20 protein-coding genes and 3 pseudogenes are annotated in these 25,322 nt (G+C 64.4%); 4 read left to right on the top strand and 19 right to left on the bottom strand.

Annotated elements, in window-relative coordinates; genetic code table 11:
• Positions 1–293: 293 nt before the first annotated feature.
• A pseudogene (locus tag ACZ889_RS15575) lies at positions 294–835 on the bottom strand (ATP-binding cassette domain-containing protein); the annotation flags it as partial.
• Positions 836–1,021: 186 nt separating this feature from the next.
• On the opposite strand from ACZ889_RS15575, the gene ACZ889_RS15570 reads away from it, so the two are divergent.
• The 3 genes from ACZ889_RS15570 to ACZ889_RS15560 all read left to right on the top strand — a co-directional run bounded on the left by ACZ889_RS15570 (position 1,022) and on the right by ACZ889_RS15560 (position 3,761).
• Entirely contained in the window at positions 1,022–1,174 is a 153-nt protein-coding gene (locus tag ACZ889_RS15570) for a hypothetical protein (RefSeq protein ID WP_476257534.1), read from the top strand.
• Positions 1,175–1,461: 287 nt separating this feature from the next.
• The gene (locus ACZ889_RS15565) at positions 1,462–2,649 is read left to right on the top strand and encodes an acyl-CoA dehydrogenase family protein (RefSeq protein WP_004576530.1); all 1,188 of its coding nucleotides are present in this window, start codon (positions 1,462–1,464) and stop codon (positions 2,647–2,649) included.
• A gap of 8 nt (positions 2,650–2,657) precedes the next feature.
• Entirely contained in the window at positions 2,658–3,761 is a 1,104-nt protein-coding gene (locus tag ACZ889_RS15560; protein ID WP_003253968.1) for a sigma-54 interaction domain-containing protein, read from the top strand.
• A gap of 211 nt (positions 3,762–3,972) precedes the next feature.
• Here the strand turns inward: ACZ889_RS15560 and ACZ889_RS15555 are convergent.
• From ACZ889_RS15555 to msuE, 7 genes and pseudogenes are all read right to left on the bottom strand, one after another.
• Positions 3,973–5,297, bottom strand: a pseudogene (locus ACZ889_RS15555) (ABC transporter substrate-binding protein).
• Between the two features lie 67 nt (positions 5,298–5,364).
• The gene (locus ACZ889_RS15550) at positions 5,365–6,432 is read right to left on the bottom strand and encodes a branched-chain amino acid ABC transporter permease (protein WP_180688234.1); all 1,068 of its coding nucleotides are present in this window, start codon (positions 6,430–6,432) and stop codon (positions 5,365–5,367) included.
• Between the two features lie 12 nt (positions 6,433–6,444).
• On the bottom strand, positions 6,445–7,326 hold the full coding sequence (locus ACZ889_RS15545; protein WP_012052698.1) for a branched-chain amino acid ABC transporter permease: 882 nt from the start codon (positions 7,324–7,326) through the stop codon (positions 6,445–6,447).
• On the bottom strand, positions 7,302–8,135 hold the full coding sequence (locus ACZ889_RS15540; protein ID WP_012052699.1) for an ABC transporter ATP-binding protein: 834 nt from the start codon (positions 8,133–8,135) through the stop codon (positions 7,302–7,304). Before ACZ889_RS15540 ends, ACZ889_RS15545 begins: the two co-directional genes overlap by 25 nt.
• A gap of 9 nt (positions 8,136–8,144) precedes the next feature.
• Positions 8,145–9,275, bottom strand: a pseudogene (locus ACZ889_RS15535) (AMP-binding protein).
• Positions 9,276–9,286: 11 nt separating this feature from the next.
• Positions 9,287–10,378 carry a dimethylsulfone monooxygenase SfnG gene (gene sfnG, locus ACZ889_RS15530; RefSeq protein WP_014756375.1) on the bottom strand — a complete coding sequence of 364 codons (1,092 nt, stop codon included), beginning with the start codon at positions 10,376–10,378 and terminating at the stop codon, positions 9,287–9,289.
• A 26-nt stretch (positions 10,379–10,404) separates the two neighbouring features.
• Positions 10,405–10,965 (bottom strand): FMN reductase, encoded by a 561-nt coding sequence (msuE, locus tag ACZ889_RS15525; RefSeq protein ID WP_004576525.1) that lies wholly within the window; start codon positions 10,963–10,965, stop codon positions 10,405–10,407.
• 338 nt (positions 10,966–11,303) lie between these two features.
• Between msuE and ACZ889_RS15520 the strand changes: the two genes are divergently transcribed.
• Positions 11,304–12,542, top strand: a complete 1,239-nt coding sequence (locus ACZ889_RS15520) for an acyl-CoA dehydrogenase family protein (protein WP_134698404.1) — start codon at positions 11,304–11,306, stop codon at positions 12,540–12,542.
• Between the two features lie 66 nt (positions 12,543–12,608).
• Here ACZ889_RS15520 and ACZ889_RS15515 read toward each other — a convergent pair whose 3' ends face one another.
• From ACZ889_RS15515 to ACZ889_RS15465, 11 genes are all read right to left on the bottom strand, one after another.
• Positions 12,609–13,595 (bottom strand): ABC transporter permease, encoded by a 987-nt coding sequence (locus ACZ889_RS15515; protein WP_003253977.1) that lies wholly within the window; start codon positions 13,593–13,595, stop codon positions 12,609–12,611.
• A 1-nt stretch (position 13,596) separates the two neighbouring features.
• A complete protein-coding gene (locus tag ACZ889_RS15510) occupies positions 13,597–14,574 on the bottom strand; it encodes an ABC transporter permease (protein ID WP_180690131.1) in 978 nt (325 codons plus the stop codon).
• Positions 14,558–16,096 carry a sugar ABC transporter ATP-binding protein gene (locus tag ACZ889_RS15505; protein WP_476257533.1) on the bottom strand — a complete coding sequence of 513 codons (1,539 nt, stop codon included), beginning with the start codon at positions 16,094–16,096 and terminating at the stop codon, positions 14,558–14,560. Before ACZ889_RS15505 ends, ACZ889_RS15510 begins: the two co-directional genes overlap by 17 nt.
• Complete coding sequence (locus ACZ889_RS15500; RefSeq protein WP_012052704.1) at positions 16,093–17,121, bottom strand: sugar ABC transporter substrate-binding protein; 1,029 nt, start codon at positions 17,119–17,121, stop codon at positions 16,093–16,095. Before ACZ889_RS15500 ends, ACZ889_RS15505 begins: the two co-directional genes overlap by 4 nt.
• Positions 17,118–18,089 carry a sugar ABC transporter substrate-binding protein gene (locus ACZ889_RS15495; RefSeq protein ID WP_003253981.1) on the bottom strand — a complete coding sequence of 324 codons (972 nt, stop codon included), beginning with the start codon at positions 18,087–18,089 and terminating at the stop codon, positions 17,118–17,120. Before ACZ889_RS15495 ends, ACZ889_RS15500 begins: the two co-directional genes overlap by 4 nt.
• The gene (locus ACZ889_RS15490; RefSeq protein WP_003253982.1) at positions 18,086–18,472 is read right to left on the bottom strand and encodes a hypothetical protein; all 387 of its coding nucleotides are present in this window, start codon (positions 18,470–18,472) and stop codon (positions 18,086–18,088) included. Before ACZ889_RS15490 ends, ACZ889_RS15495 begins: the two co-directional genes overlap by 4 nt.
• 9 nt (positions 18,473–18,481) lie before the next feature.
• Positions 18,482–19,714: an SfnB family sulfur acquisition oxidoreductase gene (locus ACZ889_RS15485; protein ID WP_003253983.1), complete on the bottom strand. Its 1,233-nt coding sequence runs from the start codon at positions 19,712–19,714 to the stop codon at positions 18,482–18,484.
• 345 nt (positions 19,715–20,059) lie between these two features.
• Entirely contained in the window at positions 20,060–21,409 is a 1,350-nt protein-coding gene (locus tag ACZ889_RS15480) for an OprD family porin (protein ID WP_182374978.1), read from the bottom strand.
• Positions 21,410–21,692: 283 nt separating this feature from the next.
• Complete coding sequence (locus tag ACZ889_RS15475) at positions 21,693–22,469, bottom strand: ABC transporter ATP-binding protein (RefSeq protein ID WP_003253986.1); 777 nt, start codon at positions 22,467–22,469, stop codon at positions 21,693–21,695.
• 116 nt (positions 22,470–22,585) lie between these two features.
• Positions 22,586–23,920 carry an ABC transporter substrate-binding protein gene (locus ACZ889_RS15470; RefSeq protein ID WP_476257532.1) on the bottom strand — a complete coding sequence of 445 codons (1,335 nt, stop codon included), beginning with the start codon at positions 23,918–23,920 and terminating at the stop codon, positions 22,586–22,588.
• Positions 23,921–23,979: 59 nt separating this feature from the next.
• Positions 23,980–25,320 (bottom strand): ABC transporter substrate-binding protein, encoded by a 1,341-nt coding sequence (locus ACZ889_RS15465; protein ID WP_060538311.1) that lies wholly within the window; start codon positions 25,318–25,320, stop codon positions 23,980–23,982.
• Positions 25,321–25,322 lie beyond the last annotated feature (2 nt).

Genomic DNA, 25,322 nt, shown 5'->3' with positions numbered 1-25,322 from the left:
AGTCAACGTGCCATCAGTGCTTTTTGTGGGAAATCCCGACGCACCCTGAAACCTTTGATTTATGCCGCTCAATGGGGCTTGGAGAGGAATCGTAAGATGACAAAATCGATGGCTTGAAACAGCACGAGAGTTCCAGAAATGGGGTGTCACCGTACCCGCAAGCACCAGAGGTACCCTGCGCAGCGGAACGGTTTTCGTCGGGCCGTGAATCTCGTTGATCAGTAGGTTATTGCCGCGTTCACCGGCTTGCCGATCAGGTGATAAACCAGCCCCGCCGCAAAGCCGGCCATAGGCAACAGCCAGATGCCCCAGCGGTGGGTGGTTGCCCGCGCAAGCCCGACACGTTGCTGCATGCCACCAGACAACTCGTGGGGAAAACACTCGCCCCACGCTTTCAGCCCCACCGCCTGCAACTGCCGTTGTGCCGCTGCGCGTCGTGTACGCTCCGGCTCACCGCGCAATCCCAGGGGCAAGGCCACGTTGTCGAGCACGCTTCGATGCGGCAGCAAACCGAAATGCTGGAACACCATGCCGATGCGCTGCGACCGCAGTTGGCGCAGCGCAGGCTGCGTCAAGTCGCTCAGGGCCTCACCGTCGATGAGCACCTCGCCGCTGCTCGGTTCTATCAACCGGTTGACTGGCGCAGCAAAGTCGACTTGCCGCTGCCGGATGTACCCATCAAGCAAAGCACTTCGCCCCGCCGCACCGCGAGGTTCACTTGCTCAACCGCGTTGCTGGAGCCTGACCGGCTCCCCTCGTAACGTTTGGTGACCGCGCGAAATTCCAGCGCGATAGCATGAGTCGATGCAGAGCCAAGGGAGTCTGCGCTGACCAGCGCAGGGGTTTCCAAAGGGTCGTTGGCAATCAGTGGATATTTATCAGCGATCACGTCGCCCCCTGGGATTCAATGGATTCCAGGGCAACGACGCAGACGCCATGCCAATCGGCCAAACCCCGCGTACTCAAGCGCGAGACGGGTTTTTGTCATGACGGCATGGTGTTGAAGAGGCAGCAACGTTGCATGGCTGCTGTTGTGTGGGAAACAGCGATGAACACGCCTGCGGTCTTAGTTGATCGAAAGCTTTGGCAGCCTTGTGATGCCATTGCATTTGCAATGAACAGATATTCTACCAAGGAATATAAATATTATTTTTTATTATTTTTAGAGATATGAATCGACTTTTATACTTTCATCAGACCCGCGATGGATCGGGGTAACCGTGTTGGAGAGTTGAAGTTTCTGATGCCAACGTCATTGCCTACCTCCGGCCAATCCCAGGTGCTGTTGCAGCTGCACCCGCTGTTGAGTTTCTTCCAGCCTTTGCAGGCTCGCATCCCGCTAGCCGCAAAGCGCACCGCAGCCCTCTTCCATCGCCAAGCGCATGTGCTGAGCAAATTGCCTGAGGCGCCGCTATGAAATGCCCCCTATCCGCCATCCCATCAGCCAGCGAGGAATGCCGAGTGACAACCCCTCTACGACCTGCCGTGCTTAGCCCCTTGCAGACTGCACGTCGCCTAGCGACGGCGTTCGCCGAAACCGCCGTCGAGCGCGACGAGGCCGGCGGCACACCCAAGGCCCAGCGCGACGCTATCCGCCAGAGCGGCTTGTTGGCGCTGAGCATACCCACCCAGTTCGGCGGCCTCGGCGCTAGCTGGAGCGAAACCCTGGAGGTGGTGCGCGAATTCGCCCGGGTCGACAGTTCCATCGCCCACGTCTTCGGCTTTCAGCACCTGATGCTGGCTACCGTGCGCCTGTTCTCCCGTCGCGATCAGTGGCAACCCTGGTTCGAGCAGACCGCGCGCAAAAACTGGTTCTGGGGCAATGCGCTCAACCCCCTGGACAGCCGCACCGTGCTCACACGCTTCGACGGTTGGTACGAGTTTTCCGGCAAGAAGAGTTTCTGCTCAGGCGCCAGCGACTCGGAAATGCTGATTGCCTCGGCGGTCGATGAAAGTGCTGGCGGCAAGCTGCTGATCGCTGCCATCCCCAGCGGCCGCACCGGTATCACACTGCATGATGACTGGAACAACATGGGCCAGCGCCAGACCGACAGCGGCAGCGCTACTTTCGAGCGCGTGCGCGTCGAAGAGAACGAGATGCTTCTCGACCCCGGCCCGCTGAGCACCCCCTTCGCCAGCCTGCGCCCGCTGATCGCCCAGTTGCATTTCGCCAACGTATTCCTTGGTATCACCGAAGGCGCTCTGGAAGAGGCCCGCCATTACACGTTGAAGGAAGGCCGCCCGTGGTTCCGCTCCAAAGCCCGACATGTCAGCGAAGACCCTTACATCCTGCGCCACTACGGCGAGTTCTGGGTCGGTCTGGAAGGCGTGCGCCTGCTGGTGGAGCGCGCCGCGACGCAACTCGACGCGGCCTGGCACAAGGAGCACGCACTCGGCGCCGAAGAGCGTGCGCAACTGGCGCTGGCCATCGCCACGGCCAAGGTGGCGGCTGCACGCACTGGCCTGGACATCTGCAACCGCCTGTTCGAGGTCACTGGCGCACGCGCGACCCACGCCTCGCTGCGCCTCGATCGCTACTGGCGCAACCTGCGTACCCAGAGCCTGCACGACCCGCTGGACTACAAACTCCACGAGCTGGGTGAGTGGGCACTGAGCCAGACGCGACCCACCCCATCTTTCTACTCATAGGAATCGCCATGCAGTTGCTGACCCTCCCCCCTTCGCCGTCACTGGCCACCTCGATCCGGGCGACCGCACAGGTCTTCGAAGACGCTAGATCGCAGGCGCTGCTCGCCCACCTGCAACAGGTCGCCCCCAGCGAGGCCAGCGTCCTGATCATCGGCGAGACCGGCACGGGCAAGGAGCTGGTCGCACGCCACATACACAACCTCAGCGGACGGCGCAACGGCCCCTTCGTCGCGGTGAACTGTGGCGCCTTTTCGGAGTCGCTGGTGGAGGCCGAGCTGTTCGGCCACGAGAAAGGCGCCTTCACCGGCGCCCTGGCGGCCAAGGCCGGCTGGTTCGAGGAGGGCAACGGCGGCACGCTGTTCCTCGACGAAATCGGCGACCTGCCCATGGCCATCCAGGTCAAGCTGTTGCGCGTGCTGCAGGAGCGTGAAGTGGTGCGCCTGGGCTCGCGCAAGAGCATCCCCATCGACGTGCGCGTGGTCGCCGCCACCAACGTACAACTGGACAAGGCCATCGCTGCCGGCAACTTCCGCGAAGACCTGTACTACCGCCTCAACGTGGTCAGCCTGCAACTCTACCCGCTGCGAGAACGCCCAGGCGACATCCTGCCGCTGACCCGACACTTCATCAAGACCTACTGCAACCGCCTGGGTTACGGCGAAGTGCGCCTGTCCCCCGAGGCCGAACGCAAGCTGGTGAGCTACGACTGGCCCGGCAACATCCGCGAGCTGGAAAACGTCATCCACCACACCCTGCTGGTGTGCCGCAATGGCCTGGTGCAGGACGACGACCTGCGCCTGTCGCACCTGCGTATCGAGCGCCAGGACAAGTCGCCGGTGAGCACCGCCGAAAGCGCCGAAGAGCAGTTGTTGCGTGCCTTTCAGCGCCTGTTCGAGGAGCAGGCCGGCAGCCTGCACGAGAAGGTCGAGGACACCCTGCTACGCAGTGCCTATCGTTTCTGCCACTGCAATCAGGTGCACACGGCCAGCCTGCTGGGCCTGAGCCGCAACATCACCCGCGCCCGGTTGATCGCCATCGGCGAACTGGTGGTCAATCGGCGCCGGCCAGAGCCCCAGATGCGCCCTGAGCGGGCGATACAACTATCAATCTGAGTGGCCGCCACGAACGATTGCCCCCCCTTGCCAACTGCGCGAGGAGGGTTGCGTAGGACAGAAGCGTATGGCCGCGACAAATGGCGGCAATCGCAACAGACTGGAAGCGGCCCCCAACCTTTGAGCCGGTGTGGGCCTGGTGCGCGGCGGCGCCCGAACTGCGCAGGGCTGAAGACAGGCCGGGGGGACGCCACCGGCCCTGCCCGCGCGATCAGCCTTCCTGGCTGCAATCACGCGGGGTAATACCCTTCTCTTTGGCATATTGATGCGACGAGGCCTCGATGATCGGCCGCAAAAACGCGCGGTCGGCCTGTACCCAGTCGCTGATCAGTTTCCACTTCTGCCCGTCCCACTGCTGGAAGCGCACCGCGCCACCGCCTTCATGGTCGGAGCAGGACAGTTTAAGCGGCTGCACCAGCCCCTTGGCACCGAGTGCCTGCAGGCGGGTATCGTCCAGGTTCAGGTGTTCGAAGCCCCAACGCACCTGCTCGCCACTCAGCGGTTGCCTGCCGAACTTCTCCTGAGCCAGACGCAATGCCTCGACGTTGAGGATGCCGTTGACCACGCCGAGGTTGTAGTACACGGTGCCAAAGCGCTTCGGATCAGCCAGGTCGCCTTGGCCCTTGTCCACCACCGCCTGTTCGATGCCCTGCAGCACCGGGAACTCGGTACCGGACGGATGCGTGGTGATGGCGATGAAGCCCTTGGCCGCGGCACCGGCAGGCGCCGCGTCTTCCTCGGAATTGCTCCAGATATTGCCGATGATGCGGTCGGCAGGGAAACCGACCTTTTGCGCGGTCTTCAGCGCCACCGGGTTCATCACGCCCCAGCCGCGCAGGATGACCCAGTCCGGCTTCAGGCGGCGGATGTTCAGCCATTGCGATTGTTGCTCGTTACCGGGGTGCGGCACCTCCAGCAGGGTCAACTCGAAACCGTACTTGTCCGCCAGGGCCTGCAGCACCCCGTTGGTTTCCTTGCCATAGGGCGAACCGTGAAAGAGCGTGACGATCTTCTTGCCCTTGAGGCCCTGCTCGCCGCCTGCCTGCTGAGCGATCCAGTTGACGATGGCCGATACCTCGGAATAGGGATTGAGCTGCAGCGGGAAGACGTAAGGGAACACGCTGCCATCGGTGGAGTCGGTACGCCCGTGGTTGATGGTGATCAGCGGCAGCTTGTCGGCCGTGGAGCGTTCCAGGGTGGCATACGCGATACCCACCGACAGCGGATTGGTGGCGGCAGCCGGTGCGCCGTTGAGCCCACCCTTGAGGCGCTCGTAGCACTCCACCCCTTCTCCACGACGTATTCAGTCTCGCACTCGCTCCAGGTCAGCTTGACACCATTCACGCCGCCTTGGGCGTTGACGTACTTGAGGTAATCGATAAAACCACCGAAGAAACCAGTACCACCTGCGGCATAGGGGCCAACGCGGTAGCTCTGCAGGGGGAAATACTGTTCATTGGCCGCGTGCACGTTGAGTGCACCGGCCGCTAGGCTCACGGCCAGCGCCAGGCGGCCGAGGACGGATCGGGTCGACATCGTGGTTATCCTTTACAAATCAGTGGGCAGTGGCATAAGGCGGGCGAAGCCCGGTGCGAAGGTTCGCTCAGTGGCGCAACGGCCAACGCCGAGTGCGCTCGCGAAAGCGTTGCCAGAGGCGCGCCAGGCCCTCCGGTTCCTTGATCAGGAAGATGATGATCAGCGTGCCGAAGGCCATCTTCTGCAGGTTCTCTATCTGTCCGGCATCGATCAGCCCGGTCGGCAGCAACCCGGCCAGGTTCGACAGCAGCACCGGGAACAGCACGATGAAGGCGGCGCCGAGGAAGTTCCCGAGGATGCTGCCCAGGCCGCCGATAATGATGATGAACAGGATCTGGAACGAGCGGTTCAGGTCGAAGCCGTGTGGCTCCACCGTGCCCAGGTAGGTGAAGGCCCAGAGCGAACCGGCCACGCCGAGGTAGAAGCCGCTGATGGCAAAAGCCAGCAGTTTGGTCTTCAACAGGGGGATGCCGATCACTGCGGCGGCGGTGTCCATGTCGCGCACCGCCATCCAGTTGCGCCCCAGCTCGCTGCGCACCAGGTTGGCGCCCAGCCAGAACAGCGCACTGACCACCGCCAGGGTCAGCAGGTAGCGCCCGGCCGGCGACGAAAAGTCATACCCGGCCATCAGCAGTGGCGGCGCGCTGATCACCCCCGAGGCACTGTCGTTGCTGAACCAACTGAAGCGGGTCAACGCCCATGGCACGAAGAACTGCGCCGCCAGTGTCGACACCAGCAGATAGAAGCCCTTGATGCGCAGGCTCGGCAGGCCGAACACCACAGCCACCAGCGCCGCCACCAGGCCGCCGAGCAGCAGGCTGGCCAGCAGCGGCAGCCCCGCCACGCGCAGCTCGAAATTATAGGCCGCGAAGGCACCTACTGCCATGAACGCCGCCGAACCCAGCGACAGTTGCCCGGCATAACCGGTCAGCAGGTTCAGCCCTAAGCCGGCCAGCGACAGCAGTAGAAATGGGATCAGGATGGCACTGAACCAGTAATCGTTGCCCAGCAGTGGCACGCCGATGAAGGCGAACAGGACCAAGGCCGCCAGGCCCAGCCGATCCTGGCGCAGGCGGAAGAATCGTCGGTCGTCGGCGTAACGCACGCTGAACTGACCCGCTTCTCGATACAGCATGATCGACGCTCCTCAGACTCGCTCGATGGCGCGCTCGCCGAACAGCCCAGCCGGACGCACCAGCAGGAACAGCAGGGCCAGCACATAGGGAAACCAGTTTTCGATGCCGCCGCCGATGAGCGGCCCGAGATACACCTCGGCGAGCTTCTCCGAAGCGCCGATGATCAGGCCGCCGACAATCGCCCCGCTGATCGAGGTGAAGCCGCCGATGATCAGCACCGGCAGGGCCTTGAGCACCACCAGCGAGAGCGAAAACTGCACCCCCAGGCGCGCGCCCCAGAGCAGCCCAGCGACCAGCCCGACGAACCCGGCCACAGCCCAGACCACCGCCCACACCCTCGGCAGGCGGATACCGACGCTCATCGCCGCGCGGGGATCGTCAGCCACCGCACGCAGCGCCAGGCCGATGCGTGTGCGGTTGAACAGCAAGGACAGTAGCACCACCAGGGCCGCCGCCGTTGCGGCGGCGAACAGGTCGAACTGCGACAGCAGCAAGCCACCCAGTTCCAGCGGCGCGTCGCTGATGGCCAGCTCCAGGCCGTGAACCTGAGCGCCCCACAGGGCCTGGGCGGCGCCCTCGATGATGTAGGCCAGGCCGAGCGTGGCCATGAACAGGGTAATCGGCGAGCGCCCGACCAATGGCCGCAGTACCGCCCGTTCGATCAGCAGCGCCAGGGCGATCATCGTCGCCAGGGTGACGAGAAAAGACAGCCAGAACGGTACGCCGCGCTCCAGCAGGCTGACGAAGGTCAGCGCGGCGAACAGTACCATCGCCCCCTGGGCGAAGTTGAACACACCGCTGGCTTTGTAGATCAGTACGAAACCGATGGCCACCAGGGAGTACATCACCCCGGCCAGCAGGCCACCGATCAGCACTTCGAAAAAGAATGCCATGTCGCGCTCCTGTGTGGGAACAGCCCCGAAGCTGCCGCCGGGCGGACACCCAGATAGGCCGCGATCACGTCGGGGTTGCGGCGAACCTGCTCGGGGGAGCCGTCGCCGATCTTGCGGCCGTAATCGAGCACCACCACATGGTGGGAAATGCCCATGACCACGCCGATGTCGTGCTCGATCAGCACCACCGTCATGCCGAACTCACGGTTGATCTCGACGATGAAGCGGCTCATTTCGCGCTTCTCCTCGGCATTCATCCCGGCCATCGGCTCGTCGAGCAGCAGCAAGCGAGGCTCGGCGGCCAGCGCACGGGCCAGCTCGACCCGCTTCTGCAGGCCATAGGGCAAGGTGCCAACGATTTCGTCACGCCACGGCTGGATGCGCAGAAACTCGATTACCCGCTCGGCGGCGGCGCGTTGGCGATCGTCCTCGCCCGGCGCGCGGCCGATGCGCAACGCCTGCTCCAGCCAGGAACTGCGGCGCTTGAGGTTGCGCCCGGTGAGCACGTTGTCGAGCACGCTCATGCCCTTGAACAGCGCGATGTTCTGGAAGGTGCGAGCGATGCCGTCGCGTGCCGCTGCATGTGGGTGCATCACCCGACGCTGCTGCCCGGCAAAACGAATACGCCCCTGCTGCGCCCGGTAAACGCCATTGATGATGTTCAGCAGCGAGCTCTTGCCCGCGCCATTGGGCCCGATCAGCGCACAGATCTCGCCTTCGGCGACGCTGAAGCCGATGTCGCTGATGGCCTTCACACCCTTGAACGACAGGCTGATGCCCTCCAGTTCCAGCAACGGGAAATTCGACATGAACGCTCCTCAGACGGGCTGAACCCGGCTTTGCGACCGAGCAGCGAGGGATGAACGGGGGCTGCGCACGGCCTGCCAGCGGGGCGCCTCCCGCCAGATACGCGGCGCCACCCCAAGGGCGGCGAAGAACGCCTGCACCTCGCCCGGCAGGGCCTCACCGACCAGCAGCGGCACCCGGGTGCGGCTCAGGCCCAGCACATCGCCCAGCGGCCGACGCAGCAACACGTGGCCAAGGCCGTTGCGCAGCAACCCACCGCGCGCGTCAAGCGCCCAGTCCAGCCAGCGCCGCAGCAGGCTGCCCGGCAGCGGTAGACGCTGCTGCGCCAGTGCATACAGGCGGCCGTAGCTGTCGTGGGTGCCGAGTACCAGGGTCGGGCCGAGTTCACGGCGGTCGGTGTCGCGGGTCGCCAGGCTCTCCGGAAAATTCATCCGAAAGCCTGCCAGCAGCCAAGGCGCCAGCAGGTAGCGGGCCTGGCCGCTGGTGGCGAAGTTGCGGGACGCCAAGGCTTCCTCGGCCGCCGTCAGGCGCTCCTGTTCGACCAGCCGACGCCCCTCGCCCAGCACCTCGGCATGGCTGAGCCCGTGCTGCTGAACCTGGCCATCGGCATCCAGCCGGTGAAAGCTGAACGCTGGGCGCTCGCTCTGCGCCTGCACCGCCAAGGCAGGATCGGGCAACTGCGCGGCCAGGCGAGCGTAATTCGGCAACCCGGAATCCGCCAGGCCACGGCCATCGGCGTAGAACAGCAATGCCGGCACATGACCGCTCGCGAGCACCCGCTCGACCTCCTCCTAACCTTCGGCAAAGACGAACCCGGCCTGCAGTTCACGCAACAGCGTCAGTTGCTCCGCGTCGGGCATCAGCGGGTCGAGCAGTGCCGCGACGCCGCCCAGCCACTGCGCCGCCAGGCTTGCCAGCAGCGCCTCAGGGCGCGGCCGGCTGACGATCAGCAGACTGTCGCCGGCCGCGAAGCCGGCCTCGCGCAGCCCGGTGGCCAGGCTCTGCACCTCGGCCAGCAGTTGCGCCCAGCTGCGCGCCTGCCACAGGCCTAGACGCTTGTGGCGCAACGCAACGTCCGCCCCACGTTGATGTGCCCGGGCCAGCAAGCTGGCCGGCAGGTTGTCCGCGAACGCCTCATGCATGGCCACGCACCTCAGGCCACAGCGAGGGAGGCATGCTGCTCCTGCTCCAGTTCGCGCACCAGCGGCAACACATGCTTGCCGAAGTATTCGACCTCTTCCTGGAAGTGCAGGAAGCCGGAGAGGATCAGGTCGACGCCGACCGCCTTGAGCGCGACGATGCGCTCGGCGATCTGCCGTGGCGTACCGATCAGGTTGGTCTTGAAGCCGTCGTTGTACTGCACCAGGTCTTCGAAGGTCGACTTGGCCCAGTTGCCCTCGCCTTCCGGGCTGGCCGCACCGGCGTTCTTCACTTCACTGCCAAAGCCGTTGACCGCCTCCGGGTCGGCCTTGGCGATGATCTCCGCCAGCACCGCGCGGGCCTCTTCCTCGGTGTCGCGGGCGATGATGAAAGCGTTTACCCCGACCTTCACCGAATGCCCGTTGGCCGCTGCCTTGGTGCGGATATCGTCGACCTGGGTCTTGATGCCCTCGACACTGTTGCCATTGGTGAAGTACCAGTCGGAGACCCTCGAGGCCATGTCGCGCGCGGCCCGCGAGCTCCCGCCCTGGAAGATTTCCGGGTGCGGTTGCTGCAGCGGCTTGGGCTTGAGGGTGTAGTCGTTGAAACGGTAGAAATCACCGTGGAAGCTGAAATTGTCCTGCGTCCAGATGCCCTTCAGGGCACGAATGAACTCCTCGGATCGGCGATAGCGCTCATCATGGTCCAGCCATGGCTCGCCGATGGCGCGGAACTCGCCCTTGAACCAGCCGGACACCACGTTGATGGCGATGCGGCCCGCGGTGAACTGGTCGATGCTTGCCAATTGCTTGGCTGCCAATACCGGCGTCCAGGGTCCGGGCAGGATCGCGGCGATCACCTTAAGTTTTTCGGTGGCGGCCAGCAGCGCGTGGCTGATGGTTACCGACTCGTGCTGGTTGTCAGCGCCATAGCCGGCGGTGAAGCGGATCTGCGAAAGCGCGTACTCGAACCCGGAACGCTCGGCAATCTGCGCCAGCTTGCGGTTGTAATCGATGTCCCAGCTGGTGCGTTGTTCGATCTTGCTGACAACGAGGCCACCGCTGACGTTAGGAACCCAGTAGGCGAATTTGATCGGTTGGCTCATGGCGATGTCTCCTGTAACTCGGAAAGTCAGGCCGCGCGGGCGACCGGGATATGAAAGAAGGCGCCGACGGTATCGAGTACCCGCTCGATCCGTTCGAACTGCGCAGGGTCAGCCAGGCGCTGATCGTCGAAAGACTCGACACTGGCGTACAGGCCGTACGGCAGGGTGTGGGCCTGGAAGAAAGCGAATAGCGGGCGCAGCTGGTGATCGATCATCAAGGCATGTCGCTCGCTACCACCGGTGGCGGCAAGCACCACGGGCACGCCCTTGAGCGACTGGTGATCGACCAGGTCGAACAGGTGCTTGAACAAACCGGTGTAGGACGCGCGATACACCGGGCTGCCGACCAGTAGCAGGTCGGCTTGCTCGATGGCCTGCAAATGCGGTTGCAGGTCAGCCGAGGCGCTATCGCGCTCCAGCGAACCGGCCAGGCTGGCGGACAGTTCGGCGATGCGCACCCAGTGCACCTCCAGCTTCGGCAACACGGCCGGCAGCCGCTCCACCAGGGCCTGCAGCAGACCATGGGTGCGTGATGGGGCCCGCAGGCTGCCGGACACCACCACGACCCTGATAACACGTGCGTTCATGCTCATCCCTCCTTGCCCAGCGGGCATTACCTGAGGGAGCTTCAGCAGCAACCGTGCCAATCCATAAAAACCTTTAAATTCAAGTACTTGAACGCTAGCGCTAGCAGCCTGAACTGTCTTTTGGCCAACAAGCTGTTGAACCACTGACCCTCGGCCAACAGTTGCCCCGGAAAACGCAATTGACCGCCCACCAACAGTCATTCAGCAAGCTGTCGGCGAGCGAACAGCCCGCCCCACCAGAATGATCACAACCCGTTGATTTAAAAGGCATTCACTGCAAGGCACGAAGTTTGCGAGAGCATCGCCGTCAGCAATCGCATCAATCGAGGAGAACTGCGATGACCGCCCAAGCCCCACTGCCCCACCTGTCTACCGGTACCCACTACGAATCCCTTGCCGCCCGCTTCCGCCCCATCTTTGCCCGCATCGCCGACTCCAGCGTGGAACGCGAGCGCAACCGCACCCTGCCCCATGAGCCCATCCAGTGGCTCAAAGAAGCCGGCTTCGGCGCCGTGCGTGTACCCGTCGAACAGGGCGGTGCCGGCGCTTCCCTGCCACAGTTGTTCCAGCTGCTGATCGAACTGGCCGAAGCGGACTCCAATGTGCCGCAGGCACTGCGCGGGCATTTTGCTTTTGTCGAGGACCGCCTCAACGCCCATGCCAGCACCCCACAGGACGTCTGGTTCAAACGCTTCGTCGACGGCGATCTGGTGGGCTGCGCCTGGACGGAGGTGGGCGCAGTGAAGATCGGCGACGTCAGCACCCGGGTGTCGCGCCAGGGTGATCAGTGGGTGGTCAATGGCACCAAGTACTACAGCACCGGCAGCCTCTTCTCCGACTGGATCGACCTGTTCGCCCGCCGAGACGACACCGGTGGCGACGTGATCGCAGCGATCCGTACCCACCAACCCGGCATCACCCAGAGCGACGACTGGGATGGTTTTGGCCAGCGCACCACCGGCAGCGGCACCTCGGTGTTCGAGAACGCGGTGGTCGAGGAAGAGAACATCATCGACTTCGCCACCCGCTTCAAATACCAGACGGCCTTCTACCAACTGGTGCTGCTCGCCGTCATCGTCGGTTCCGGCCGCGCCGCCGTGCGTGACTTCAGCCAGGAAACCAGCAAGCGCACGCGCGTGTTCAGCCATGGCAATGGCGCAGCGGTAAGCGAGGATCCACAGGTATTGCAGGTTATCGGCAAGGCCTCCGGGCTGATCTACGCCGCCGAGGCAGGCACCCTGCGCGCCAGCGAGGCCGCGCAGCAAGCCTACCTGGCGCGTTTCGGCAATGACGAGAACGCCGAGCGCAAGGCCAACATCGCCGCCGAACTGGAATCGGCCCAGGCCCAGGTGGCGGCCATCGAATGGGTGCTGCGTGCCACCAGCGACCTGTTCAACACCCTCGGCGCCTCCGGTACCAGCACCACCAAACAGCTCGATCGCCACTGGCGCAACGCCCGTACTGCCGCCTCGCACAACCCGGTGATCTACAAGGAACGCATCATCGGCGACTGGCACGTCAATGGCAGTGAACCGCCCTATGTCTGGCAGATCGGTGGCGGTGCCAAGCAGTCCTGAAAGCATGGCCTGGGGCACACCCCCAGGCCTCGTCACGGCACTGGCGTTTCGCCCGAAACGCCAGAACTATCCAGCGCCGAGTCGCCGACTGGCAAAACTGAACAGCAGAACCGAGAGAATCAGAACGCCGGTGGCCACCTGCTGCCAGAAGAAATTCCAGCCAATCAGCAGCAGACCGTTGGCCGTGACGTTGAGAAATAGCACACCGAGCAGTGTACCGGGTACGTTGACCCGGTTGTGCAGGCTCAGCGTGGCACCGATGAAGACCGCACCGATGGCATTCATCAGGAAGGCATTGCCGGACATCGGCGCGTAGGCGTTCACCGTGGCCGGCAGCAGGATGCCCGCCAGCGCGCTGGCAAAGGCACTGGCGATGAACACCAGGGCAGCGATACGTCGCTGCGCCAGGCCCGAATAACGCGCCACCAGTGGCTGGCTGCCAAGGACGATGATCTCCCGGCCTAAGCGGCCACGCGCCAATACCACGCCATACACCAGCGCCAACAGTGCCACCAGCAGCAAGGGTAGCGGCACGCCGAGCAAGCGCTCACTGGCCAAGCCGCTGCGCACCTGCGCCTCCAGGTAGATCGGTTGTCCGCCATCGGAAAGCAGCTTTTGCACGCTGCTGCCAATGAACAGCGTGCCAAGGGTGGCCAGAAAAGGGGAAATACGCAGCCCGGCGATCAGCCCGGCATTGAACAACCCGGCCAGGCTGCCAGCCAGCAGCCCACCGGGAATCGCGACATAGAGCCCGAAGCCGGCATTGAGCAGCAGGACGAAGGTCAGCGCCGAGAAGTCCAGCGCAGTGCCGACTGACAGGTCGATGCCACCCGCAGCGATGGCGTAGGTCATGCCGATGGCGACGATGGCCAGCAGCACGAAATTGTTCAATAACAGGCTGGACAGGTTGCCGACGGTGAGAAAGCCGGGTGCCTTCAACGCGAAGAACAGTAGCACGGCGGCGAACAGCGTCGGCATGACCAGGCGCAGCAACGCCCGGCCAGAGAGCCCGGTCAGACCGGCAGGCTGCGGGGCGGATAACGAATCGGACATCTCAGGCCTCCTTGTTGCGCAAACCGGACAGGGCCACCACCAGCAGGATCAGGACACCCTGCACGCCGTCGACCCAGAAGCTGGAAATATTCAGAAGCTGGAAGCCGTTGATCAGCACCCCGACCAGCATCGTTGCCAGCAGCGTGCCGCCGATGCTCGGCTGCAGACGCTGGGAGAAGATCCCCCCAAGAAAAGCGATGGCCACCACCGACAGCAGCATCTCGCCGGAGCCGGTGGTGCTGCCGCTGAACCAGGCCGCTGAACAAAACGCGGCCAGGCTGCCGCACAGACCGCTGATCAGGTAGCTGGCGAACACGTAGCCACGCACCGACAGGCCAGCGGCATTAGCCGCCTCCGGGTATTCGCCGATGGCGTACAGACGCAGGCCGAATGGCGTGTACTGCATCAACACGATCAGCACGCCACCGACCGCCAGCAGCACCCAGGCCAGGGCTGGCACGCCGAGCCAACTACCGAAGGCCAGCCCTTCCAGCAACGGCGAAGAGCTGGGCAGCACGGTGTTTTCGGTCAGCACCAGTTCCAGCCCGGCCACCAGGTTCATCGTGGCCAGGGTTGCCAGCAGCGGCGGCAAACGGAAACCGACCACCACCAGCGCATTCAGCGTGCCGATGGCCAGGCCAGTGCCAAGCGTCGCGGCGATGCTGACAACATCGCCGAAACCGGCGTTGTTCAGGCTGGCATAGACCGCAGCGGACAACCCGAGGTTGGCCGCCAGCGACAGATCAAGCCCACCGGACACCACGTTCGAGCCGCCGCCGATGATCACCGTGGTCAGGCCGAAGGCAAGGCTGCCGAGGATCGCCGACTGGGCCAGCACATTGACCAGGTTGCTCGGGGTGAGGAAGTTCGGCGCACTGAGGGCGAAGGCCAGCAGGATCGCGGCGAAGGCCAGCAGCGCGCCACGGCGCAGCAGCCACTGCGCGAATCGCGGGTGGAAGGCATCAGATAGCAATGGCATAGGCATAGAAAGGTCGTTCCTCGTTCTGCGCGCGTTGCGCGCCGGTAGCCACCGCCAGCAGGCGGTCACTGTTCGCCTCGCCAGCGGCGAAACGTGCGGCGATGGCGCCGCGGTGCATGACATGAATGCGGTCGCAGAGGCCGATCAACTCCGGCAGGTCGGACGAGAGGATCAACACCCCGGCGCCCTCCTTCACCAGTTCACCGATCAGCCGATAGATCTCCACCTTGGCGCCAACATCGATGCCAACGCTGGGCTCGTCCAGCAGGTACAGGCTGGAACACCGCGCGAACCACTTGGCCAGCGCCACCTTCTGCTGATTGCCGCCGCTGAGCTGACGCACCTTGACATGCGCGCCATGGGCCTTGATCCTCAGGCGCTCGATCAGCTCCAGGGTGGTATGCCGCTCGCGCGCCGGCGACAGCAGCCCCAGGCGGACGAAGCGCGACAGTGCCGCCAGGGTGGTGTTCTCCTGCACGCTCAGATCGAGCGCCACGCCTTGCCGGCGGCGCTCCTCGGGCATCAGCGCGACGCCCTGGGCGACAGCCTCGCGCGGGCTGCGCAAGGACAACGGTTGCCCGTCCAGGCGCACCTCGCCGCTGTCCGGTGGCGCCAGGCCGAACAGGCTGCGAAGCAACTCCTTGGCGCCCGAGCCCACCAGCCCGGTGAGGCCGACGATCTCGCCACGGCGCACCTGCAGGTCGATGCCCTGGTAGGCCCGTGCCCGACCCAGCCCGCGTACGTCGAGCAACAGCGCACCGGCAGGCACCGCTACCTTGGGGTACAGCTCGCCGACTTCGCGGTTGACCATCAGGCGGGTGATCTGCTCCAGCGACGTGTTGCGCGGGGAGACTTCAGCGACATCGCGACCGTTGCGCAGTACCGTCACGCGGTCGCACAGGGCCTCGATTTCCTGCAGGTAATGGGAGATGTAGACGATCGCCAGGCCATCGTCACGCAGGCGCTGGACGATCCGCAGCAAACGCTCCACCTCACGCTGCACCAGGGCCACGCTGGGTTCGTCGAACACCAGCACACGCGGTTTGATCAGCAGCGCGCGGACGATCTGCACCATCTGTTGCTCGGCGCTGCTCAGTTCACCGATCAGCGCATTCGCCGGCAGTCGCAGGCCGAAGTAGTCGTCCAGCAGACGCGCGGCCTCGCGCTGCTGGGAGCGGCGATCGAGCAAGGGCCCGAATCGCCGTTCGTGGCCGAAGAACAAGGCTTCACCCACGGTGAAACGGGCCGGCAACAAGCGTTCCTGGTGGATGAAGCCAATGCCCAGGCGCTCCACCTGGCGCGGGCTGAAATGCCCGTGCGGCTGGCCGTCGAGCAGCAGGCTGCCGGCGTCCGGGCGGTGGATGCCGGCCAGCACCTTGATCAGCGTAGACTTGCCGGCGCCGTTCTCGCCCACCAGACCGTGCACGCTGCCCGCCGCCACCCGCAGGCTGGCGCCGTCGAGCGCCCGGGTGGCACCGAAGGTCTTGACGATGCCACGCAGCTCCAGCACCGGCGTACTCATGCGTCGCCTCGGATGCGTTTGACGTCATCGACGTTGCCCGCCGTGGTCAGCAGGGTCTCGACGAAGGTTTCGGGCGGCAGATCGTGCTCGCCGGCCAGGTAGCGGGCGACGTTATGCACCGCCGTCCGGCCAATCAACGCAGGCTGCTGCGCCACCACTGCAGCCACCGGGCTGCCGGGCTGGCGCAGCAGTTCCAGCACCTCGGGCGTACCGTCGACGCCATAGGTGCGCACTTCATTGCGCCCGGCTTCGATCAGCGCCTGGCTGGCACCGAGCTGCGGCAGATCCCAGGCCGCCCAGATCGCGTCGAGCTCACCCTTGGGGTACTTGTTGAGCAAGGCGGCAACCTGACTGCGGGCATCCTGCACGGTGTTGGGAATCACGTCGCGCAACTCCGGCTGGATGAACTCGATCTGCGGGTAGAACTTGCTCACCAGCTTCAACTGGTCATAGCGAATGCCGCAGCTCGGCACGCCATAGAAGCCATTGAACAGCAGCACCCTGCCCTTGCCGCGCAGATCGGCCACCAACTGCTTGGCCAGCAGCAAACCCGTGCTCCAGTTGTCTGCGGAAATCGTATTGACCGCGTACTGCGACGGCACCTCGATGGTGAACAGCGGGATGCCGGCGGCGCTGATGCGCTTGAACCAGGGCTCGATGATGCTCAGCGTGCCGAGGGTGTGAATCACTGCATCGGGCTTCTGCGTCACCAGATTCTGCAACTGGGTCACCATGGCCTTGTCGTTGCGCCCGGCATCCAGGGTGATCGGCGTGCCGCCCAGGCGCTGTACCTCCTCGACCTGCGCCTTGAAGGCCCGGCTGTCGAAGTAGATGCTGGTGCCCACGGTGCTGATGGCGATGCGCTTGCCCTTGAGCGAAGGCACTGTGGCACTGGCCTCGGCACCGCTGTCGGCTCCAGCCGCCATGGTGCGGGTCAATGGTGCGGCAAGCCCGAGAGCGAGCATCGCCGAAGACGCGCCGAGCAGGCAGCGCCGGGAAATGCCGGAGCAGTCGTTGTCACTCATTGGTCACCTCGCAGGTGCTTGACCTGAGCCAGGTTGTCGCGGGTCGTCAATAGCGCGGCGACATGGGTTTCCTTCGGCAGATCACGCTGGCCGGCCAGGTAGCGGGCAACGTTGCGCACGGCGGTGCGGCCGATCAGGTCGGGCTGCTGCGCAACCACCGCGCCGATGGGCGAGTTGTCAGGGGCGAGCAGCTCCAGTACCTCCGGCGTGCCGTCCACACCATAGGTGCGGATCTCACTGCGCCCGGCGTCGATCAGCGCCTGGCTGGCGCCGAGCTGAGGGATGTCCCAGGCCGACCAGATGGCGGCGATATCGCCCTTGGGGTACTTGTTCAGGAGCGCGGCGATCTGGCTGCGGGCGTCCTGCACGGTGTTGGGAATCACGTCACGCAGCTCCGGCTGGACGATCTGCAATTGCGGATGATCGGCCAGTACCTTCTTCAACTCGTCGTAGCGGATCGCACAGACCGGCACCCCGTAGAAGCCGTTGAACACCAGGATGCGGCCCTTGCCGCCGGTGTCGCGCACCAGCTGTTCGGCCAACGCGCGGCCGGCCGCAACGTTGTCCGAGGTGGTGTTGTTGAGGCTGTACTGCGATGGCACATCAATGGTGAACAGCGGGATGCCTGCTGCCTGGATGCGCTTGAGCCAGGGGTCGATCACGCTCAGGGTGCCGAGGGTCTGAATCACCGCATCGGGCTTTTGCGTGACCACCGTGTTCAGTTGTGTGACCAGATTGCGGTCGTTGCGCCCGGCGTCGAGGGTGATCGGCGTGCCGCCCAGGCGCTTGATCTCATTGACCTGCGCCTGGAACGCCTTGATGTCGAAGTAATGACTGGTGCCAGTCATGCTCACGGCAATGCGCTTGCCGGCCAGCGACGGCACGGCCTCGCCCTCCTCCTCGGCTTGTGTCAGGCCGCCCGCCAATGCCAGCACCAGGGCGGTGAGCAACGTCAGGATTCGACTCATGCTTGCACCCTTTGCTGATCTGCCAAGGCGGCGCCGTTGAGGTAGTGGTCGCCGAGCAGTCGCCGTTGAGTGGGCAGTGCCGGTTCGGCGCTGCCCGGCTGCGGACGCGGCAGACTACTGCCCACCAGTTCGAAATGCGTCTGCGCGGCCAGGCGCGCGGCCTCGGCGGCGCCCAAACGAAAAGCGATGGCGGCCGACTGCGAGGCGTCGGCGCGTGCCAGCAACGCGTCGGCGGCGTCGATACGGATGCGCAACTCGCCGACTGCAGCGATGACCAGCGCTTCATGGCGAGCACTCTGCCCGCGCAGGTAGTCAAGCAGAGCTGCCTCGACATGACGGGCGTGGGCCAGGTCACCCCGGCCTTGGGAATGGGTGTTGGACATGGCGTGACCTCAGTTCCAGGAATGACGTTGCGGCTTGATGCCGTTGAGCAGTTGATTGCCGACCAGGTGGTACTTCCAGCGCACCGGGTCATGCAGCGTGTGGGTGCGCGCATTGCGCCAGAAGCGGTCCAGCCCCTGGCTGGCCGAGACGCTGCGCGTGCCGCCCAGCTCCAGCAGGCGACTGGACGCCTCAAGGGAAATCTCGGTAGACAGCACCTTGGCCTGGCCGACCACCACTGAGGCTTCAGCAACGTGCTCTTCGCCAGGCTCGGCGACGGCGCGATCGACCGCCTCGGCAGCGCGCTGCAAGATCGCCTCGGCCGCCTGCAGGCGCCAGGCCAGCTCGCCGATTAGCGCCTGGCCAAGTGGATCCTGCCAGCCGTGCTGCAAGCCGCTGTCGACCCAGGGGCGTGCCTGACGCGCCACGCGCAGGGTTTCGGCAAAGGCGCCACGGGCGATGCCGGTGTCCACGGCGGCCTGGATGATCTGCGAGATCGGGCCATCAGCGGTTGGCTGGTCGTAGGCCTTCCAGGCCGGTATCACCTCGCTCGCTGGCACTCGCACGCCTTCGATACGCACCTGGCCGCTGGCTGTGATGCGCTGGCCGAAGCCATCCCAACTGTCGATCACCGTCAGGCCAGCTGCATCGCGTGGCACGAAGGCGATGTGCGGGCGGCCCTCCTCGTCGACACCCGCGACCGGGACGATGTGGGCGAACAGCGCCCCCGTGCAGTAGGCCTTCTCGCCATCGAGCACGGCGCTGTCGCCGTCGAAGCGGATCTGCGTCTGGAAGGTGGTGACGTACTGGCTGCGCGCTTCGGAAAAGGCGTTACCGAAACGGTAGCCTTGCAGCACCTTGGCGTAGTAGCGGCGCTTCTGCGCCTCGCTGCCGGTCAGGCCGAGGTTGCTGAGCACACCAAAGTGGTTCTGCGGCAACTGGCCGAGCGATGAATCGGCGGCGGAGATGGTCGCGATCACCTCGCTGAGGGTGACATAAGATACCCCGGCGCCGCCGTGCGCCTTGGGCACGCTGATTGCCCACAGACCGCTTTCGGAGAAGCGATCCAGTTCCTCCCAGGGCAGGCGCCGCTCGCGATCACGCCAGGCTGCCTCACGGGCAAAATCCTCGGCCAAGCGCTGCGCCACCTCGATGGCTTCGGCGTCGCTACGGATGATCTGTGCCGGGCGCCGAGGCGCCGAGCTGACCTGCTCGCGCAGATCGGCGGGTTGTGACTGAGTCATGTGTTGCTCCAAGCGTGATGGATTCTCCAGGGCTACTGCACAGCCCGTACCAACCTGGAAAATCCTTCATATTCAATGACTTGATGCGCAATCCAGATAATTGGAAAAGCACCTGTGGCGGCAAACTGTGGATTGGCTGTTGCCGGGCGGACACTTGCCTCAGACCTGTTCACGACCTGCTGCGCGTCGGCCCTCCTGCGTTAAAAAAGGCTGGAGCGCCAGCGTGGTCGGACTGCTCATTTACAGCGGGTGAAGTCGAGCGCGACTCCGACCGCGCCTCGCCTGTTTTTGCGGGGCCGCCATCGGTGTTGCATGGCGTTACCTCGCGAGATCGTGAGCAGGTTCTCAGAGGCTGATATCCAGCGGGTACTGGACGATCAGGCGCAGTTCGTCGACGTTGGACTCGGCGACGTGATCGCCACCGACGCGGTGGGTGGCCTGCATCAGGTTGAACGAGAGGTCCTTGGCCGGCCCACTCTGCAGCACGTACTTCAGCCACAGGTTGCGCTCCCAGTGGCGGCCGTCCTCGGTACCATTGAAGTAGCTGTAAGCGCCCCCCGCGCGCGTACCGTCGATGTCGGTACCGCGCACGTAGCGGGCCGTCAGGCTCAGCCCAGGCACGCCAAGCGTGGCGAAGTCATAGTCGTAACGGGCTTCCCAGGCTCGCTCATTGGGGTTGTTGAAGTCGGAAACCTGCGAGGCGGCATCCAGTTGCAGGTCATAGGTGTTCCACACGTAGTCGAACGGCGTGTCGCCATCGATGCGTGTGTAGGACAGCTTGAAGCCATGAGCGCCGGCAGCCAGACCGGCATGCACGCTCCATGAGTCGTTGTCGATCTGGCCGGCCAGCGCCTGGCCGCTGTCACGGGTGCGGTAATAATTGAGGCCGGTCTTCAGGCTCAGCTCGCTACCCAGCGGCTGCACATGGTCGACGCTGAAGAACGACTGGTTCCATACGTCGTCGAGGCGGCTGCTGTGCAGGCGCAAGGTGAGCTGGTCGTTGAACAGGTAATCGCCACCCAGGTACATCACATCGTTGGCGCCCTTGATACGCCCGGCATAGACGGTGCCGAGATCACCACGGTGGTTGCTGGCGTTGCGGTCACTGCTCGACTCCAGCTTGCCGCCCTGCAGGCTCAGGCCATCCAGCGAGTTGTTGTTGAAGATGAAGCCGCGCAGTGTCTGCGGCAGCAGGCGAATGTCGCTGGCGTGCAGCACCGGGCTGGTCGGGCTGACGTCGCCATAGCGCAGCTCGGTGTCGAAGGCGCGCACCTTGAGCGCGGCGCCAACCTTGCCGTAGCTGTCCTTGGGCTCGCCATCGAAGTTGCTCCCCGAGCGCGACACGATGCCAGGCACGCCGACACCATTGCCGACTGCCCCATTGCCGCCATCGAGCTTGAGCCCGACCAGCCCCTGCACATCCACGCCGAAGCCGACAGTGCCACGGGTGAAACCGGATTGCAGATTGGCGATGATGCCGTGGCCCCATTCACGATGCAGGCTCTGCCGCTCACCCTTGTTGGGGTTGAGGGTGAAGTCGCCGTTGCGATAGTCCTGGCTGAAGAAGAAGTTGCGGTTGAGCACATGGATCTGCGTGCCGTCGATGAAGCCTTCATCAACGCCGTCGGCAAACGCGGGGCTGGCCAGCAGGATGGCCAGAGAAAGAGCTGTTCTGTAGCAAGCGGTAGAGCGCATGGCAGTGATCCTTGGAATGACGAGGTAGGCGCCTTTCCAGGCGCTGCAAATCCAGTTGTTCCAACAACCATGCCAACAGAAAAAATCATTGTTATTCAATCACTTGAACAATCTACTCAACAATATGATGCACCGTCTGCGGAGCAATCTGCACAACTGCTGTTGCCGGCGCCACAGCGCTTTCGTCAGGACAAAAAAACGCGGCCTGGGCCGCGTTGAATGGAACATCACCTACTCAGTAAAAGGCGGTATGACCACAGCGTTCCACAGCCGTCGCCACCGCTCAGTCAGCCTTGCCGCCCAGGTAGAAATGCTGAATATCTTCCCGCGCGGCCAGTTCGGCAGCACTGCCCTCACCTACCACCCGGCCGTTCTCCAGGATGTAGGCATGGCTAGCATGGCGCAGGGCAACGTTGATGTTCTGCTCGGCCACCAGAAAGCTCACGCCCTCCTGCGCATTGAGCTGGGCGACGATGGCGAAGATCTCCTCGACGAGGATCGGCGCCAAGCCCATCGAGGGTTCGTCGAGCAGCACCAGGCGCGGTTTGGTCATCAGCGCGCGGCCGATGGCGAGCATCTGCTGCTCACCGCCGGAAGTCAGCCCAGCCTGAGTCTTGCGCTTGGTCTTCAAGCGCGGGAACCAGGCATAGATGCGCTCCAGATCCTGCTCCAGTTGGCGCCGCGTCGGGTTACGCAGGAAGCCGCCACTGCGCAGGTTTTCCTCGATGGTCAGGTGGGCGAACACATGCCGTCCTTCCAGCACATGGACGATACCCTGGCGTGCCAGCAGGTTGGCCGCGACACCGGCGGTGTCCTGCCCCTGGAAGCGGATATGGCCACGGCTGACCTGCGCCCGGTCGGCCTGCACCAGGCCGGAAATAGCCTTGAGTGTGGTGCTCTTGCCAGCACCGTTGGCGCCTAGCAAGGCGACGATATCGCCCTGCCCGACCCGCAGGGATACACCGGCCACGGCGAGGATTGCGCCGTCGTAGATCACTTCGATGTCCTCCACTGCCAGCAGCTCGCTGCTGACGGCGGCTGGAAGAGTCGCACTGGTCATGGATTGTTGCCCTCTGGTCGTCGTTCAGCGGGCGGCGCCTGCCGCCCCAAAGCCTTGAAATGCGTTGCCCGTGCCGGTCGCGGCTAAAGCCCCTGCCACAGGTGAAAAGCGAGCGCTCACAGCGCGTCACACGCACGAGGGGTCACGCCTTTCTCTTTCGCGTACTCGGCAGCCTTGGCGTCAATCAGGGGGCGCAGGGTGACATGATCGGCCTGCACCCAATCGGTGATCAGCTTCCACTGCTGGCCATCCCACTGCTGCACCTTGACGGCACCGCCACCCTCGTGGTCGCTGCACGACAGCTTCAGCGGCTGCATCAGCCCCAGGAAACCGATCGCCTTGAGCCGCGCATCGTCGAGATCGAGGTGTTCCAAGCCCCAGCGACCTTCTTCGCCATTGAGCGGCCGCGGTCCGAAGTGCTTCTGCGCGGCGCGGATCGCCTCGACGGCGATGGCGGCATTCACCAGGCCGGAGTTGTAGTACACGCTGCCGAAGCTCTTCGGATCCTTGAGGTCGCTCTTGCCCTTGTCGAGGATGTGTTCCTTGATGCGCTGGTGGATGTCGAAGTCGGCACCGCCCGGATAGGGCGTCAGGGCCAGATAACCCTTGCCCGCCTCGCCGGCCGGCAGCACGTCTTCATTGGAGCTGGCCCAGATGTCGCCAATGATGCGATCGACCGGAAAGCCGAAGCGCGCCGCGGTCTTGATCGCCACCGGGGTGGACACGCCCCAGGTGCGCAGGAATACCCAGTCCGGCTTGAGCTGGCGCACCTGGCGCCACTGCGAGGCCTGCTCGTTACCCGGGTCGGCGACGGGAATCTGGATGTTCTCGAAGCCGTACTTCTCCGCCAGCAGCTTCAGCGGCCCCTGGGTTTCCCGGCCATAGGCGGAGTCGTGGTAGACGGTGGCAATCTTCTTGCCCTTGAGCTTGTCCAGCCCACCCTCGCGCTCGGCCACGTAGTTGATGAATGCCGAAGCCTCGCTGTAGAAGGTCAGCATCACCGGGAAGTTGTAGGGAAAGACGCGGCCATCGGTGGCCTCGGTACGACCATAGCCGAGGGTGATCAGCGGGATCCGGTCGGCCTCGGCCTTGTCCGCCAGGGCATAGGCAGCCGGCGCACCATTGGGCTGGTAGACCGCTACCGGAGCGCCATTGAGGCCGTTCTTGAAGCGCTCGTAGCACTCGATGCCCTTCTCCGCCGTCCACTCGGTCTCACACTCCTGCCAGACCAGCTTGACGCCATTGATGCCGCCTTCGACGTCGTTGATGTAGCGCAGGTAGTCGATCATCCCGGCCCACACCGGAATGCCGCTGGAGGCATAGGCACCGACTCGGTAGGTGGCTAGCGGGAAGAATTGTTCATTGGCCGCCTGGGCCGCCGACGGCATCGCGGCGTAGCTCGCGAGCGCCAGGCCAAAGGCGGCGACACCGCGTTTAAGCGTTGCATACATGGTCTTTCTCCTCAGGCGCCCAGCCCACGCGACGGTGGCCGGGCGCAGGTCATGGGGGGTTATTGCTCGTTGGCGCAATTACGCGGGGTGATGCCCTTCTCCTGGGCATAGGCGGCGGACTTGGCCTCGATCAGCGGACGCAAGGTGGTGCGGTCGGCCTGGATCCAGTCGGTCACCAGCACCCATTTCTCGCCGTCCCACTGCTGAACGCGGGCCGCACCACCGCCCTCGTGATCAGAGCAGGACAGCTGCAGCGGTGGCAGCAGCCCTTCGAAGCCACTGGCCTTGAGGCGCGCGGCGTCGATATTCAGGTGCTCGAAGCCCCAGCGCGCTTCCTCACCATTGAGCGGGCGGTTGCCAAACTTGCCCTGGGCGGTGCGCAGCGCCTCGACGGCAATCGCGGCATTGATCAGGCCGATGTTGTAGTACACCTTGCCGAAGTAGCGCTTATCCTTCAGGTCGCTCTTGCCAACATCGAGGATGTGCTGGCGCAGGCGCTGGTGAATCTCGAAACCGTCGCCACCGGGGAACGGCGCCAGGGCCTGGTAGCCCTTGGCCGCCGTGCCGGCTGGGAGCACGTCGGCCTCGGAGCCGGCCCAGACGTCGCCGATGATGCGCTCCACCGGGATGCCGAAGCGTGCGGCCGTCTTTATGCCAACCGGAGTGGACACGCCCCAGGTACGCAGGAACACCCAATCTGGCTTGATCTGCCGCACCTGGCGCCACTGCGCCGACTGCTCATTGCCCGGATCGGCCACCGGGATCTGGATGTTCTCGAAGCCGTATGTTTCCGCCAGTAGCTTCATCGGCGCTTGGGTTTCCCGGCCATACGCCGAGTCGTGGTAGACGGTGACGATCTTTTTGCCCTTGAGCTTGTCGAAGCCGCCCTCGCGCTCGGCGATGTAGTTGATGCCCACCGAGGCCTGCCCGTAGTAGTTCAGCAGCAGTGGGAAGGCATAGGGGAACACGCTGCCGTCGGTAGACTCGGTGCGCCCGCCGGCACCATCGATCAGCGGGATGCGGTCGGCCGCGCCCTTCTCCATCAGCGCATAGGAGCCCGGAGTGCTGTGGGTGAAGAAGAACGCCGTCGGCGCGCCATCCTTGCCATCTTTGTAGCGCTCGTAGCACTCGACGATACGGTCGACGTTCCACTCGGTCTCGCACTCCTGCCAGACCAGCTTGACGCCGTTGATGCCGCCTTCGACCTCGTTGATGTAACGGAAGTAGTCGATCTCTCCGGCCCACCAGGGAATCCCGCTGGAGGCATAGGCGCCGACCCGGTAGGTGGCCATGGGAATGAACTGCTGGTTGTCGGCGGCCTGGGTGACGACCGGAGACAGGGCCTGGGCGCCAAGCACGAAGAGGCTGACGAGCAGGTGACGATGCAAGGGTTTGCGCATGG

This window comes from Pseudomonas sp. TE3895 (genome assembly GCF_056278855.1).
Note: the sequence above shows the minus strand (reverse complement) of the source record. Positions and strands in the feature narration are given on the sequence as shown.